Annotated in this window: 14 protein-coding genes; 11 read left to right on the forward strand and 3 right to left on the reverse strand. The window is 36.4% G+C overall.

Annotated elements, in window-relative coordinates:
- Positions 1–21 precede the first annotated feature (21 nt).
- From KE503_RS05940 to KE503_RS05965, 6 genes are all read left to right on the forward strand, one after another.
- Complete coding sequence (locus KE503_RS05940) at positions 22–228, forward strand: small, acid-soluble spore protein, alpha/beta type (protein WP_022375054.1); 207 nt, start codon at positions 22–24, stop codon at positions 226–228.
- A 25-nt stretch (positions 229–253) separates the two neighbouring features.
- Positions 254–811: a thiamine phosphate synthase gene (locus KE503_RS05945; protein ID WP_212384709.1), complete on the forward strand. Its 558-nt coding sequence runs from the start codon at positions 254–256 to the stop codon at positions 809–811.
- 103 nt (positions 812–914) lie between these two features.
- Positions 915–2,477, forward strand: coding sequence for a cardiolipin synthase (cls, locus tag KE503_RS05950; RefSeq protein ID WP_022375052.1), 1,563 nt, complete (start codon positions 915–917; stop codon positions 2,475–2,477).
- A gap of 9 nt (positions 2,478–2,486) precedes the next feature.
- Entirely contained in the window at positions 2,487–3,221 is a 735-nt protein-coding gene (locus KE503_RS05955) for a class I SAM-dependent DNA methyltransferase (RefSeq protein ID WP_055197456.1), read from the forward strand.
- Between the two features lie 11 nt (positions 3,222–3,232).
- Entirely contained in the window at positions 3,233–4,114 is an 882-nt protein-coding gene (gene hslO / locus KE503_RS05960) for an Hsp33 family molecular chaperone HslO (protein WP_022375050.1), read from the forward strand.
- A gap of 46 nt (positions 4,115–4,160) precedes the next feature.
- Entirely contained in the window at positions 4,161–5,474 is a 1,314-nt protein-coding gene (locus KE503_RS05965) for a fibronectin type III domain-containing protein (RefSeq protein ID WP_212384710.1), read from the forward strand.
- Positions 5,475–5,543: 69 nt separating this feature from the next.
- Here the strand turns inward: KE503_RS05965 and KE503_RS05970 are convergent, their stop codons facing one another.
- Positions 5,544–5,852 carry a hypothetical protein gene (locus KE503_RS05970; RefSeq protein ID WP_022375048.1) on the reverse strand — a complete coding sequence of 103 codons (309 nt, stop codon included), beginning with the start codon at positions 5,850–5,852 and terminating at the stop codon, positions 5,544–5,546.
- Positions 5,853–5,987: 135 nt separating this feature from the next.
- Here KE503_RS05970 and rpiA point away from each other — a divergent pair, with 135 nt between their 5' ends.
- From rpiA to KE503_RS05985, 3 genes are all read left to right on the forward strand, one after another.
- The gene (gene rpiA / locus KE503_RS05975) at positions 5,988–6,608 is read left to right on the forward strand and encodes a ribose 5-phosphate isomerase A (RefSeq protein ID WP_117945272.1); all 621 of its coding nucleotides are present in this window, start codon (positions 5,988–5,990) and stop codon (positions 6,606–6,608) included.
- A gap of 13 nt (positions 6,609–6,621) precedes the next feature.
- Positions 6,622–7,587 carry a Gfo/Idh/MocA family protein gene (locus tag KE503_RS05980; protein WP_249182983.1) on the forward strand — a complete coding sequence of 322 codons (966 nt, stop codon included), beginning with the start codon at positions 6,622–6,624 and terminating at the stop codon, positions 7,585–7,587.
- A gap of 87 nt (positions 7,588–7,674) precedes the next feature.
- Positions 7,675–8,622, forward strand: coding sequence for a magnesium transporter CorA family protein (locus tag KE503_RS05985; protein ID WP_022375045.1), 948 nt, complete (start codon positions 7,675–7,677; stop codon positions 8,620–8,622).
- Between the two features lie 14 nt (positions 8,623–8,636).
- On the opposite strand, the gene sigG is transcribed toward KE503_RS05985, so the two are convergent.
- Positions 8,637–9,413: an RNA polymerase sporulation sigma factor SigG gene (sigG, locus tag KE503_RS05990; RefSeq protein WP_022375044.1), complete on the reverse strand. Its 777-nt coding sequence runs from the start codon at positions 9,411–9,413 to the stop codon at positions 8,637–8,639.
- 145 nt (positions 9,414–9,558) lie between these two features.
- Here sigG and KE503_RS05995 point away from each other — a divergent pair, with 145 nt between their 5' ends.
- A complete protein-coding gene (locus KE503_RS05995; RefSeq protein WP_022375043.1) occupies positions 9,559–10,392 on the forward strand; it encodes a substrate-binding periplasmic protein in 834 nt (277 codons plus the stop codon).
- Positions 10,393–10,460: 68 nt separating this feature from the next.
- On the opposite strand, the gene KE503_RS06000 is transcribed toward KE503_RS05995, so the two are convergent.
- Entirely contained in the window at positions 10,461–12,233 is a 1,773-nt protein-coding gene (locus tag KE503_RS06000) for an aminopeptidase P family protein (RefSeq protein WP_212384711.1), read from the reverse strand.
- A 204-nt stretch (positions 12,234–12,437) separates the two neighbouring features.
- On the opposite strand from KE503_RS06000, the gene KE503_RS06005 reads away from it, so the two are divergent.
- Positions 12,438–13,658 carry a 6-phosphofructokinase gene (locus tag KE503_RS06005; RefSeq protein ID WP_212384712.1) on the forward strand — a complete coding sequence of 407 codons (1,221 nt, stop codon included), beginning with the start codon at positions 12,438–12,440 and terminating at the stop codon, positions 13,656–13,658.
- Positions 13,659–13,710: the final 52 nt, after the last annotated feature.

Consider the following 13,710-nt stretch of genomic DNA (forward strand, 5'->3'; position numbering starts at 1 on the left):
ACAAATCAGAAAGGAAGAAACATGATGCCAAAGGAAAAAGATTTTATTGAAAAGACATTGGAAGAAATGAATGAAATAGAGCGGTTAAAATATGAGACTGCCGTAGAACTTGGTTTGTTTGACAAGCTAAAGAAAAGTGGATGGAAGTCATTGTCAGCAAGTGAGACAGGGAGACTTGGCGGGGTCATGAACCGTAAGATAAGACAAAGAAACCAGAAAGAGAAATGAAACTAAGATACGAAGGGAAGTTAAAATGAGCAAGTCATGTTTTATAGCAGTAACAAACAGAAGTTTATGTAAACGTCCATTTTTTGATGTGATGGAAGATCTCTCAAAAAAAGACATTAAAACAATTGTTTTAAGAGAGAAAGATTTAAAAGAAGAAGACTATTATGAGATTGCAAAGAAATGCCAGGAGATTTGTGAAAATCACAGTGCTTCGCTTACAATTCATAATTTTGTCAATGTTGCAAGAAAACTTGGAATCAAAAAGATTCATCTTTCATATCCTGTATTCTTAAAAGAGGCAGGAAATTTGACGGATTTTGAATCCGTCAGTACATCAATCCATAAACCAGAGGAAGCATTGAAAGCACAGGAGCTTGGGGCAGATTTTGTGTTCGCGGGACATGTGTTTGCTACAGATTGCAAGAAAGGTTTGCCACCAAGAGGACTTGATTTTTTAAGAGATGTTGTAGGAGCAGTTGATATTCCGGTTTATGGAATTGGAGGGATCAATGAAAAAAATATCAAGCAGATCATGGAATGCGGGGCAGCAGGTGGCTGTATGATGTCTGGATTTATGAAATAGTTTTGTGTTAGGATTTTGTTCAGTATCGAACAAAAAATTGAAATTGGAATTTATTTATGCTAAGATGAGAAGAAGTAGCTTTTGAAGAAGGTAAGGACATAAGATGAAGATAACAAAGTATTTGACAAAACCAATTTCAAAAATTCTCAAATTTTTATTACGCAGACTGGTGTTTGTTACAGTTGCGATTATTTTACAGCTTATCTGGATGACCTATTTGTTTATTGTGATTGGAGAATATTCCAAAATAATTGAATGGATTTTCCGTATTTTCAGCATTTTTGTGGTGATCTATATTGCAAATAAAGATGATAATCCGGCATATAAACTTGCATGGACGATACCAATTTTGCTTTTTCCGATCTTCGGAGGATTTTTATATCTTGTCCTTGGAGATAAACAGCCAGCGAAGAAACTACGTTTGAAACTGGAGAAATCTATTCATGATACGGAATTTTTGCTAGGGCAGGATTATGGAGTTATGGAACATCTGGAACAGGAAGATTATCAGGTGGCTGGCCAGGCAAAATATATTGATCAGTATGGTGGGTATCCAATTTATGAGAATTCGGATGCAAAGTATTATCCGTCTGGGGAAGAGATGTTCGATGAATTGATTGAAGACCTTAAGAAGGCAGAACATTATATTTTTATGGAATTTTTTATTGTTTCCAAAGGCTATATGTGGGATACGATCTTAGAAGTTTTAAAAGAACGTGTCAATGATGGGGTTGAAGTACGTTTTATGTATGATGACGTAGGATGTGTGGACCTTCTTCCTTACAAATATTATAAAGAACTTGAACGTTTCGGAATCATGGCTATGGCATTTAATCCGATCAAGCCATTTGTATCAACAGCATGGAATAACAGAGACCACCGAAAAGTTGTTGTCATCGATGGACACACAGCCTATACAGGAGGCCTTAATTTAGCAGATGAATATATTAATAAGATCGAGCGATTTGGATATTGGAAAGATGCAGGACTTAAGGTAACCGGAGATGCAGTCTGGAATTTTACGGTCATGTTTTTACAGGTATGGAATGCAATTCGTAAGACAGATGAAGGCTATGGTGCATTTTTGCCACATAAGCATTATGAAGAAGCATTTCAGGGAAAAGGATTTATTCAGCCATATGCAGATAATCCATTAGATCATGAGATCGTTGGAGAGAATGTGTATTTAAATATCATCAATACAGCGAACAAATATGTTTATATCTATACGCCATATCTGATCATTGATAATGAGATGATCACAGCACTTTGTCTGGCAGCGAAACGAGGAGTAGATATAAAGATCGTGACTCCTGGAATTCCAGACAAGAAAATGGTATTCTGGTTAACACAGTCTTATTACAGACAATTAGTAGAGGCAGGAATTCATATCTATGAATATACGCCTGGATTTATTCATGCAAAATGTTTTGCAAGTGATGATAAAGTGGCAACCGTTGGAACGATCAATATGGACTATCGAAGTTTATATCTGCATTTTGAGAATGGCGTCTTTATGTATAACAACGATGCAGTGATGCAGGTAAAACATGATATGGAGAAAACATTTGAGATCAGCCAGAGGATCACAAAGGAGATGTGTCAGGGAAGTTTAAAAAAGACATTGGCACAAAGTGTGTTGAGATTACTGGCTCCATTATTATAAGAGGATGAGATGGAAAGTTACAAAGATTTTGCAAGGGTGTATGATGAATTTATGGATCAGACACCATATGATGAATGGCTTTTAAACATTTTAAATGTTTTTAAAGAATATAAGATAAAAAAAGCTGCACAAGTATTAGATCTTGGGTGTGGAACAGGAAAAATGTCACGAAGACTTGCCAGAGAAGGATATCAGGTAACAGCTGTTGATAACTCTATGGATATGCTGGAGATCGCAGCGAGTGAAGAAGATGATCATATTTTGTATGTATTACAGGATATGGTATCTTTAGAACTTCCACAACAGGTTGATGCAGCAGTAAGTATTTGTGACTGTATGAATTATATTCTTGAGGAAGATGATCTAAAAGAAGCATTTAGAAGGGTTAAGAGATTTTTAAAAGAAGATGGTGTGTTTATATTTGATATGAACAGTCATTACAAATACAAAGAAATTCTTGCATGCAATACATTTGCGGAAGACCGTGAAGATGCAAGTTTTATCTGGGATAATTTCTATGATGAAGAAGATAGAATCAATGAATATCAGCTGAGTCTGTTTATTCAGAATGAGGAAGGTACATATAATAAGTACGAAGAATTACATTTGCAAAAGGCTTATGAGGAAGGGGAGATTACGAGACTTCTTCATGAAGCAGGATTTTCAACTATTCGAGTTCTGGATGCAGAAACGATGGGTGAGGTAAAAGAAGATACACAACGATTATATTTTATTGCAAACTGAAAGGGAAAAAGATGAACGATTATATTATCAGAGGAACAGCAGCAAATGATCAGGTACGTTTCTTTGCTGCATACACAAAAGATGTCGTAGAAACAGCAAGACAGAAACACAATACAAGTCCGGTAGCGACAGCAGCACTTGGAAGATTATTAACAGCAGGAGCCATGATGGGAAGTATGTGCAAGAATGATAGTGATGTGATCACATTACAGATTCAGTGCAGTGGACCGATCGGCGGCTTGACGGTTACCGCAGATTCCAAGGCAAATGTGAAGGGATATGTCAATAATCCAGATGTCATGCTTCCACCAAGCAAAGAAGGTAAATTAGATGTTGGAAAGGCTTTAGATCTTGGTGTTTTAACAGTTATTAAAGATATCGGTTTAAAAGAGCCATATTCTGGACAGACACATTTAGTATCTGGAGAGATTGCAGAAGATTTAACTTATTATTTTGCAGCAAGTGAACAGATCCCGACATCTGTAGCATTAGGGGTTTTAATGAACAAAGATAACACAGTTCGTCAGGCAGGCGGATTTATCATTCAGATGATGCCGTACGCCGAAGAAGAGACGATCAGTAAGCTAGAGAAGAAGATCGCAGAATTTAAGTCTGTGACTTATGCCTTAGAACATGAGCATACACCAGAGAAGATGATGGAAGATCTCTTAGGTGATATGGATATGAAGATTTATGAGAAAGTTCCAACACAGTTTCATTGTAACTGTTCCAAAGAAAGAGTAGAAAAAGCAGTGATTTCTGTTGGAAAGGATGAGATTCAGAGTATGATCGATGATGGAGAGCCGATTGAAGTAAACTGTCATTTCTGCAATACACATTATCATTACAGCGTTGACGACTTAAAGAGAATGTTAGAAGAGGCAACACATTAATTGTCGCAAGGGAATCGCAGAGATTCAGAAGGAGAGGATGATGTCAATGAAGAAGATTTTAGTGGCTTTAATGAGCATGACATTGTTGTTTACAACGATACCAGTATCTGCTGCAGAAGATGATATTACAGTTACAACGAAGCAATCCTGTTATACACCGACAAATGAGAATAATGAGGTAATAGGAGAGACTGTTTATACGTTATCTGCATTGAAAAGAGATTATTATCAGAGAATTGATATGCCAATAGAGCATGAGTTGATGTTGACATCAAAAACGATTGACCTTAGAAAGATCACAGCAGAGATGGATACAGAAAGTGATAAAGGACTAGGAAAGAAAGACATTAGACTTTGGTTTGATGATGGAAGAACAGAAAATGAAGCAAGGCTTGAAGTAAATTTTGCAAATGATAAGGTAACTACAACCTTAAATCAGAATGCAGGTATTTTGATCAAAAAAGATGGAAAAGTGATCAAGCGACTGCCATTTATGTACAGCACCCCAGCTCTTACAGATGAGCACGACGCACCAAGATTTCATACATTGAGTCCGTGGTCTGGGACATATAAATACAACTATGATCTGGAAGATTATTATAAGATATCGGGAACTGTTGACGTTTATGCAAAGAATCCCAAGATTTCTTACACATACAAGGCACTTGGTACATATGGTCTTAAAAACTTCCTTCTGAATATGGATAATGACAAGACAAAAACCAATAATAGTTTCACATTTACAAATGGAAAGATCACAATAGGTGCAAAAAATGGAAATCCGGGACAGAAAAATACAGTCACTTTAGTATGTAAGTCATCTTATCTCAAGTTTTTAAAAACACAACTGGCAAAAGCTTATTGTCAGAAGAAGATTGCAACGATAGGAGAAATTTTTGATGATCTTGCTGTAGAGTATCGAAATGTCAATGGAAAGACTTATGAAAATGGAATCGGAGATAATGGACAGGGATGTGTGATCGGCGGTGCAATGGATCCGATTTATCTTGGATTTTATGCAACAGTAAAACCGGCAGGAAAAGTAAAGATAACATCTTATAAAAAGACAAAAAGAACCATTAAATTAAAATGGAAAAAACTTTCAACTCCAGTCAGTGGTTATATGATCTATCGTTCTACAAGAAAATCATCAGGTTATAAGAAGATCAAGACGGTATCATCCAAAACAAGTTCTTATACAAATAAGAGATTGAAAAGAGGAAAAACATATTATTATAAGATTCGTCCATATCGTACAGTGAAATACAGCTATAAGACCTCGAAGAAAAAGACAAAGACATTGTCAAGAAAAGCATATGGAAGTTATGGATATGTAAAGAAAATCAAAACAAAAAGATAAAGTATAAAATAAAACAGACAGTTGGTCATCAATACTCAGCTGTCTGTTTTATTTTGCACTTAAATTATATTACTCTTCGTCTTCTGTAGATGGAGTTTCCCCTGCTTCATCTTCTTCGTCTGCACTATCATTGCTTTCTGTGATATTGATGGAAACATAGTCTCGGTCATCCTTTGTTGGCTCGTGGAAGATTTCTTCTTCGTCGAAAGAGTCATCATCAAAAGAATCTTCATCGAAATCATCATCAATATCATCTCCTGATACTTCTTTGACTTTATCGATAATAGCTTTGATCTGATCACGGGCAACGTATGCGATACCAGCGACTGTAGCCAGTGCAGTTGCTAATTTAAAAAGGTCTTTGAATGTTTTCTTCATAACGAAAAAACTCCTTTCTTTTTTCTATTATTTTATACTGAATCAAAGAAAAAAGCAATCCAGGATTGACAAAATAAAATTTCGTGATAATATGATATTGTAAAATAAAATTTTGCAAACAAGGAGGAAAGCAAGATGAAACGTTTGTGTGCAAAAGCAGCCCTTGAACTGGTGCCAGATCATGGTACGATCGGACTTGGAGGTGGGGAGACGATCAGCTATCTTTGTGAATATATCAAAGAAGCAGGAAAAGCTATAGAAGCTATAACACCATCTGATCAGACAAAGAAAGTATGCAAACAGCTTGGAATTACAGTAATAGATATTAATGAGGCCCAAGATGTGACTATAGCATTTGATGGATGTGATGAAGTAGATCAAAACCTGAATGCATATAAAAGTGGTGGTGGGATTCATACAAAAGAGAAGATTATTGCAAAGATGGCACAAGAGTATGTATTACTTGTGGATGAGACAAAGGTTGTAGAGAAACTCGACTGTAAAGTACCGATTGTTCTTGAAATTGTGCCAGAGGCAGCAAGTTATGTTACAAAGGAAGCAAAAAAACTTGGAGCAAAAGTAAAAGAGAGAAATGAAAAATTGCTGGAACTGTATTTTGAAGGAATCAGTGATCTTAAGAAACTAGATCAAGACTTAAAACAGATCACAGGAGTTATTGAGATATCGCTATTTTATCAGATAGCAGCTAAGGTAGTTGTAGCAGGAACAGATGGTATCAAGATCATCGAGAGCTAAAAGGAGAAGAAAGATGAGTACATGGGGAATTTTAGGTTGCGGAACAATTGCAAATGAGATGGCAGAAACGTTTATAAAGATGGGGCATGAAATCTACGGAGTCAGCAATCGAACTTTGAAAAAAGCAGAAAAATTTGCAGAGACTTATGGAGTAAAACATGTCTTTAAGACATATGAAGAAATGCTTGCTGATGAGAAGATTGATATCATTTATATCGCAACACCACACAGCAGACATTATGAAAATATGATGCAAGCAGTCAAAGCAGGAAAGCATGTCTTATGTGAAAAAGCAATTACTGTCAATGCAGCACAGCTAGAAGAAGTATTAAAACTTGCTGAAAAAAAGCACGTTGTTGTAAGAGAAGCGATGACGATCTCTCATATGCCATTATATAAGAAACTAAAAGAACGAATCAAAGAAGGAGCCATTGGAAAGACAAAGATGGTTCAAGTTAATTTTGGAAGTAATAAAGGATATGATTCTACAAATAGATTTTTTGCATTAGAAGCAGCAGGAGGAGCGTTATTAGATATTGGGGTTTATGCGACATCATTTGCAAGAACATTTTTGAGTGAAATACCAAATACGATCCTTACAACAGTTGAATATCTAGAGACAGGTGCTGATGAACAATCAGGAATCATTATGAAGAATACAAAAGGTGAGATGGTAGTTATGTGTCTGACACTTCGTGCCAAACAGCCAAAACGAGGAGTTGTGACAGGAGATAAAGGATATATTGAAGTATATGAATATCCAAGAGCATGTAAGGCAACGATCACAAATACAGAGACTGGAGAAGTAGAAATAGTTGAAGCAGGAAAGACAGAAGATGCATTGAAATATGAAGTAGAAGCAATGGAAGCTGCAGTCGGTGGAGAATATAGTGATGATAATCCAGAGATCACAAGAGATACTATGAAGATTTTAACAAGTGTTAAAACGCAGTGGGGAATGAAATATCCGTTTGAGTAAAGAATAGATAAAACTAAGGATTTGACTAGACGGAGCTTTTCTTATCGGTTATACTTAATAAGTATGAAAACGGAGAGGAGCGATAAGATGATCCAGATTTATAAGAATTATGAAGGTAAAAAAGAATTAGAAGAATTAGATCATATTGAACTGGAATCATGGGTAATGGTCACAGATCCGACAATGGAAGAGTTGACGAGTATATCGGTTGATTATAAGATCGATATGGATGACCTGAAAGCGGCACTGGATACAGAAGAACGCTCCCGATTAGAGAATGAAGATGACTATACGATGATTCTTGTGAATATTCCTGTTGTGGAAGAAGAAAACTGGAAAAAATGGTATGAGACGATTCCATTGGGAATTTTTATTACCAGGAAGATCGTATTTACGGTATGTCTAAAGCAGACAAATATTTTAAAGCAGTTTGTAGATGGTCTTGTATCGAATTTTTATACCTATATGAAGACAAGATTTGTCTATCAGATACTGTATAACAATGCAGCACTGTTTTTGTACTATCTACGTGTGATCGATCAGAGAGCAAATCAGGTAGAAGATCTTCTGCATGAGACATATCAGAATCAAGATTTAATTCAGCTTTATGATCTGGAAAAATGTCTTGTGTATTTTACAACCGCATTGAAATCAAATGAAGTGGTATTAGAGAAATTAAGGAAACATATTGGCTTAAGACATTATGAAGAAGATCAGGAACTGTTAGAGGATGTTATCATTGAGAATAAGCAGGCGATGGAGATGACGGATATCTATCATAATATCTTAAGAAGTACAATGTCACTGTTTGGATCGATCATTGATAATAACCTGAATCAGGTCATGAAATTCCTTGCAGCGATCACGATCATACTAGAATTGCCAACGATGATCTCCGGACTTTATGGAATGAATGTCAACGTGGCAGGAATGCTATTTGCGACGAAGACTTATGGATTTGCTGCAATTTCTATATTTTCAGTTATTGTATGCCTGATCGCTGTATATATCCTGAAAAAGAAGAATATTTTATAATGGATTATGAAGAATCACGCAAGGTGGTTCTTCATTTGCTTTAGTGCATTTTTTTCAAGACGGCTGACTTGTGCTTGTGAGATAGAAATTTCATCTGCAACTTCTGTTTGAGTTTTGCCCTCGAAGAAACGCATTTTTATAATATCATATTCGCGGTCTGGAAGATGGTTCATAGCTTCTTTCAATGCAATGGATTCTACCCAGACAGCTTCCTTGTTTTTTTTGTCTTTTACCTGATCCATCAGATAAAGCGTATCGCCGCCATCCTGATACACTGGTTCATAAAGAGAAAGAGGGGTTGCGATGGCATCGAGGGCAAACAAGACATCTTCTTTTTTCATATCAATTTCTTTTGCGATGGCATCAATTGTTGGTTCATGATTTAATTTCTTTGTAAGAGATTCCCTTGTGCTGATCGCTTTATAAGCAGTGTCACGAAGGGAACGGCTGACACGCAGACTATGATTGTCTCTTAAGTAACGTTTTACCTCTCCGATGATCATTGGAACGGCATAAGTAGAAAATTTCACATTCAGATTACGGTCAAAATTATCAATAGCTTTCATAAGCCCGATACAGCCAACTTGAAAGAGATCATCTGCATTTTCCCCGCTGGAAGAAAATCTTTGGATAATACTTAAAACAAGACGTAGATTTCCTTTGATATATTGTTCTCTGGCGTTGTTATCACCCTGCTCGATCTTTTCAAATAAAGCTTCTTTTTCTTCGTTGGAAAGTAAAGGAAGAGAAGAAGTATTAACACCGCAGATTTCCACTTTATTTCGTGCCATAATAAGTTCCTCCATTAGTGATTCGTTTAATAAAATGATGTACGGAATCAGCAGATTTTATACGTTGAAAAAAATGGAAGAGAAAATTGACTTATGATTTTGCTGGTGCTATCATGAGGATAAATACAATCAAAGGAGAGTAAAGATGAAGAAGATATTAGCTTCAATCATGATGGGAAGTCTTATATTTTGCTTAAGTGCATGCAATATGCCATGGCAGAAGAAAGATACGCAAAAAGAAGTGAAACGAGAAGTTATACAAGCAGACAAAGTACAGGGAACCATGAAAGATATGACATTGAAAGTTGGTGTGTCAAATGATATGGCTCCATTTTCATATTATGATAAAGAGCAAAAGAAGATTGTAGGATTTGATATAGATCTGTTAGATAAGATCAGCGATTATCTTGGCTTTGAATATAAGCTTTATCCGCTTAGTATGAAGCAGATTGAACAGAAGATAAAGAATAAGGAAATCAATCTTGCAATCGCAGGAATTTCAATTACAGATGAAAGACAGAGAGATTATTCGTTTACAGATATATATTATGAGACATATCTTCAGATCGTAGTCAATAAGAATGCGGACATTACAGACCGGAAGGATGTAAAAAATATGGCGATCGGCGTTGTTGAGGGAACTTCCAGTGAAGAATATGCGAAAGAATATCTCGCAGAGGATGGCAATAAGATCAAGGTATATAAGACGGCAGAAGAAGTGTTTGAAAATCTTGAGGCAGACAAGATTGAAGCGACGATCTATGATGCACCAGGAATTCAGTCATATATGAATACACATAAAGACACAACAAATCTTGAGGTGTTAGATGAACAGCTTAATTCTGAAGAAAGTAATTATGGTATTATGTTTGCGAAAGGATATAAGTATCTGGATCAATTTAATGTAGCACTGCAGGTTCTGAATAATGATGGAAGTTATCAGAAGATAAAAGAGCAGTGGATCAAGACAAAAGAATAGGAGAATAGAAAAGACGGACCAATGAAGATCATGTCCGTCTTTTCTTTTATACAAATAAAATTTGGAGTTTAAAGTAATAAGGTTTTAAGCCATGAAACTTCATCTTCTTCAAGATGAGGAGCAAGGTTGTCATATACTAATTGCTGATAATCACGAAGAAGTTGATTCTCTTTATCGTTGAATAATGAAAGGTCAACGCCATCTAAATCGATTGGTACAAGAGTCAGAGGTTCAAAATGAAGGAAAGCTCCATATTCGTTTTGCTGCCATTTCCTGCAAAGGAGCATGTTTTCTGTACGAATACCATATTTGCCAGGGACATAGACACCGGGTTCGTCGGTGATGACCATTCCAGGTTGCAATACGGCATCAAGATTTTCTGGGTTTGATCTCCAGCGGAAAGCATTTGGTCCTTCGTGAACCCCTAGAAAATATCCAACGCCATGGCCGGTTCCGCAACGATAATCGACACCTTCTTCCCAGAGAGGTTCCCTTGCAAGAATATCAAGATTGCTGCCACGACATCCTGAAAGAAATTTAGCATCAGCAAGCGTGAGCATAGATTTTAATACTAATGTAAAATATTTTCGCTCTTCATCAGAAATCGGACCGAGGATAAAGGTTCGTGTAACGTCAGTTGTACCGCCATAATATTGACCGCCAGAGTCGATAAGCAGCATTCCTTCAGCAGTTACAGCAATATCAGATTCTTCTGTAGACTGATAATGCATCATAGCAGCATGATCTTTGTATGCACAAATAGTTTCAAAACTTAATCCGACATAATCAGGCTGTTTTTTGCGTTCTGCTTCCAGATGGTCAGAAATTGATCGTTCTGTCATAGGAATCTTTCCGACATTTTTTTTCAGCCAGTACATAAATTTTGTCATGGCAACTCCGTCATTGATGTGACATTCCTTTAAATGCTCCATCTGCGTTTCGTTTTTGACAGCTTTCATAAGTTCGGTAGGATTTTTATCTTCTATGATCTTACATTTAAATAAAAGATTATAATGAAAATAGTTAGTAAGATCTGGATCTAACAAAACATTTGTGTGCTGGTCTTTTAAGAAAGAGTCGATCTCACTGTAATCGCAGACCAGAATTCCATGTTCTTTAAAACGATTGAAAGCAGCAGCGGAAATGCAGTCTTTTCTTAAAAATAGAAAACATTTATCCATTGTGATCCATGCGTAACTATAAAATAAAGGAGTACAGGCAATATCGTCACCGCGCAGATTAAATAACCATGCTATATCAGGAAGTGAGGAAAGGAAAAAGGCATCGGCTCCTGCTGCAGATATTTTCTTTCGCACACGTTCAAGCTTTGAATCAGTATGTTCTCCGCTGTATTTGACATCGTGGTGGTAAACCACAGTTTTTGTCATTGCAGGACGATTATCTTCTGCCCATAGATGCTCTACAAAATGTAGATCAAAACGAAAATCAAAGCCACATTTTTTGGAAAGTTTCGCAATTTTCTTTCCGTAGGAAGCAGAGATCATAAGCCCGTTTGTTCCAAGAACATCATTTGGGTGAAGATTTTGCTCCAGAAACTGAAGAGTTGTAGGGACACCGTAAACACCTTGTTTCATTAAAGTGATATCAGAAGAAATCTGTTGTTCGGCTTGCGTAAAATAACGTCCGTCGGTCCAAAGCCATCCTTCATTGGAACCTGCAAGAAAAGTGCCGGCAGAACCAGTAAAACCTGAAATATATTGTCTACATTTAAAATGATCATCCACATATTCAGATTGATGAGGATCTTCACTCGGAACGAGATAATATGTAACGTTTTGAGTTCTCATTATATCACGAAGTTTCATAAAATTTGTATTCATGATCAATACCTCCATTTGTCATATTTAATGCACTGTAAAAATTATCAGTAGTGCATGTTTATATTAATTATAGTAGATTGACAAAAATTCGTAAAGAAAAATGAAATGGGGAGTGAGCATTATTTCACTCAAAAAAGTTGAAAAGAACAAATGAGATAATGTATAATCACTTTGAACAAATATAAAAGTATAAAGGAGAAAACTATGAAGAATATGCTAGTTGCCCAGTCAGGAGGACCATCTGCAGCAATTAATGCTACGATCACAGGTGTGATCGACGCAGGAATTGCAAGTAATCAGGTGGGACATGTTTATGGAGCACTGAATGGAATCAAAGGTGTACTGAATGAAAACTTTGTAAATTTAGATGAGGTGTGTGACACAAAAGAAAAAAGAGATCTGCTTTCTGTAACACCAGCAGCAGCGTTGGGATCATGCCGCTGGAAACTAAAAGATCCGAAAGAAAATGCGGAAGAATTCGAGGAGATCATTCGCATTTTAAGAAAGAATAATATAGGATATTTTGTCTATACAGGTGGAAATGATTCAATGGATACCGTATATAAGTTATCCATTTATTGCAAAGAAAATAACATAGATGATATTAAAGTTATGGGAGCACCAAAGACGATTGATAATGACCTTGGAGAGACAGATCATTGTCCTGGATTCGGTTCTGCTGCTAAATTTATTGCAACAGCATTTACAGAAATTGCGTGTGACTGCTTTGTATACGATGTACCATCTGTAACGATCGTAGAAGTCATGGGGAGAAATGCCGGATGGCTGACGGCATCTTCAGCACTTGCAAGAACAGAAGAAAGACGAGTTCCACAACTCATTTATCTGTGCGAGAAAGTATTTGATGAAGAAAAATTCATCGAAGACGTTAACAAAGCACTTGAGAAAGAGAATAATATTATTGTGGCAGTCAGTGAAGGCGTGAAAGATGCCACAGGACATTATGTTGGTGAGGAAACAAAATCTGGGAAAGAAGATGCGTTTGGACATAAATATCTATCTGGAATCGGAAAATATCTAGAAGGTTTAGTAGGTAATAGGATCGGATGCAAAGTAAGATCTGTAGAATTAAATATTCTTCAAAGATGTGCTGGATATATGTTAAGCGAAACAGATATCATTGAATCAAGAAATCTTGGAGCATTTGCAGCGGTTAGTGCGATCCGTGGGGAAAGCGGAAAAATGTCTGCATTAAAGAGAATTTGTGATGATCCATATCAGGTAGAAATTGAATTAGCAGATTTGTCTAAGATCGCAAATTTTGAGAAAAAAGTACCGATGGAATGGATCAATGAAGAAGGCAATGACATTAAAGATGATTTGCTTACATATTTAAAACCACTAATTCAGGGAGAAGTGCAAATACCATATGAGAATGGAGTGCCAAGGCATTTTATTTTATAGTTAGATATATAAATAAAATCCGAGATACTGTTTGTTGTGCAGCATCTCGGAT

This window comes from Anaerostipes sp. Marseille-Q3525 (assembly GCF_018223505.1).
Taxonomy (GTDB): Bacteria; Bacillota; Clostridia; order Lachnospirales; family Lachnospiraceae; genus Anaerostipes; species Anaerostipes amylophilus.

What these genes read in the sequence shown, in the direction of transcription:
- KE503_RS05940 (WP_022375054.1), top strand. Translation starts at nt 22, where the DNA reads ATGATGCCAAAGGAAAAAGATTTTATTGAAAAGACATTGGAAGAAATG.
- KE503_RS05945 (WP_212384709.1), top strand. Translation starts at nt 254, where the DNA reads ATGAGCAAGTCATGTTTTATAGCAGTAACAAACAGAAGTTTATGTAAA.
- cls (WP_022375052.1), top strand. Translation starts at nt 915, where the DNA reads ATGAAGATAACAAAGTATTTGACAAAACCAATTTCAAAAATTCTCAAA.
- KE503_RS05955 (WP_055197456.1), top strand. Translation starts at nt 2,487, where the DNA reads ATGGAAAGTTACAAAGATTTTGCAAGGGTGTATGATGAATTTATGGAT.
- hslO (WP_022375050.1), top strand. Translation starts at nt 3,233, where the DNA reads ATGAACGATTATATTATCAGAGGAACAGCAGCAAATGATCAGGTACGT.
- KE503_RS05965 (WP_212384710.1), top strand. Translation starts at nt 4,161, where the DNA reads ATGAAGAAGATTTTAGTGGCTTTAATGAGCATGACATTGTTGTTTACA.
- KE503_RS05970 (WP_022375048.1), bottom strand. Translation starts at nt 5,852, where the DNA reads ATGAAGAAAACATTCAAAGACCTTTTTAAATTAGCAACTGCACTGGCT.
- rpiA (WP_117945272.1), top strand. Translation starts at nt 5,988, where the DNA reads ATGAAACGTTTGTGTGCAAAAGCAGCCCTTGAACTGGTGCCAGATCAT.
- KE503_RS05980 (WP_249182983.1), top strand. Translation starts at nt 6,622, where the DNA reads ATGAGTACATGGGGAATTTTAGGTTGCGGAACAATTGCAAATGAGATG.
- KE503_RS05985 (WP_022375045.1), top strand. Translation starts at nt 7,675, where the DNA reads ATGATCCAGATTTATAAGAATTATGAAGGTAAAAAAGAATTAGAAGAA.
- sigG (WP_022375044.1), bottom strand. Translation starts at nt 9,413, where the DNA reads ATGGCACGAAATAAAGTGGAAATCTGCGGTGTTAATACTTCTTCTCTT.
- KE503_RS05995 (WP_022375043.1), top strand. Translation starts at nt 9,559, where the DNA reads ATGAAGAAGATATTAGCTTCAATCATGATGGGAAGTCTTATATTTTGC.
- KE503_RS06000 (WP_212384711.1), bottom strand. Translation starts at nt 12,233, where the DNA reads ATGAATACAAATTTTATGAAACTTCGTGATATAATGAGAACTCAAAAC.
- KE503_RS06005 (WP_212384712.1), top strand. Translation starts at nt 12,438, where the DNA reads ATGAAGAATATGCTAGTTGCCCAGTCAGGAGGACCATCTGCAGCAATT.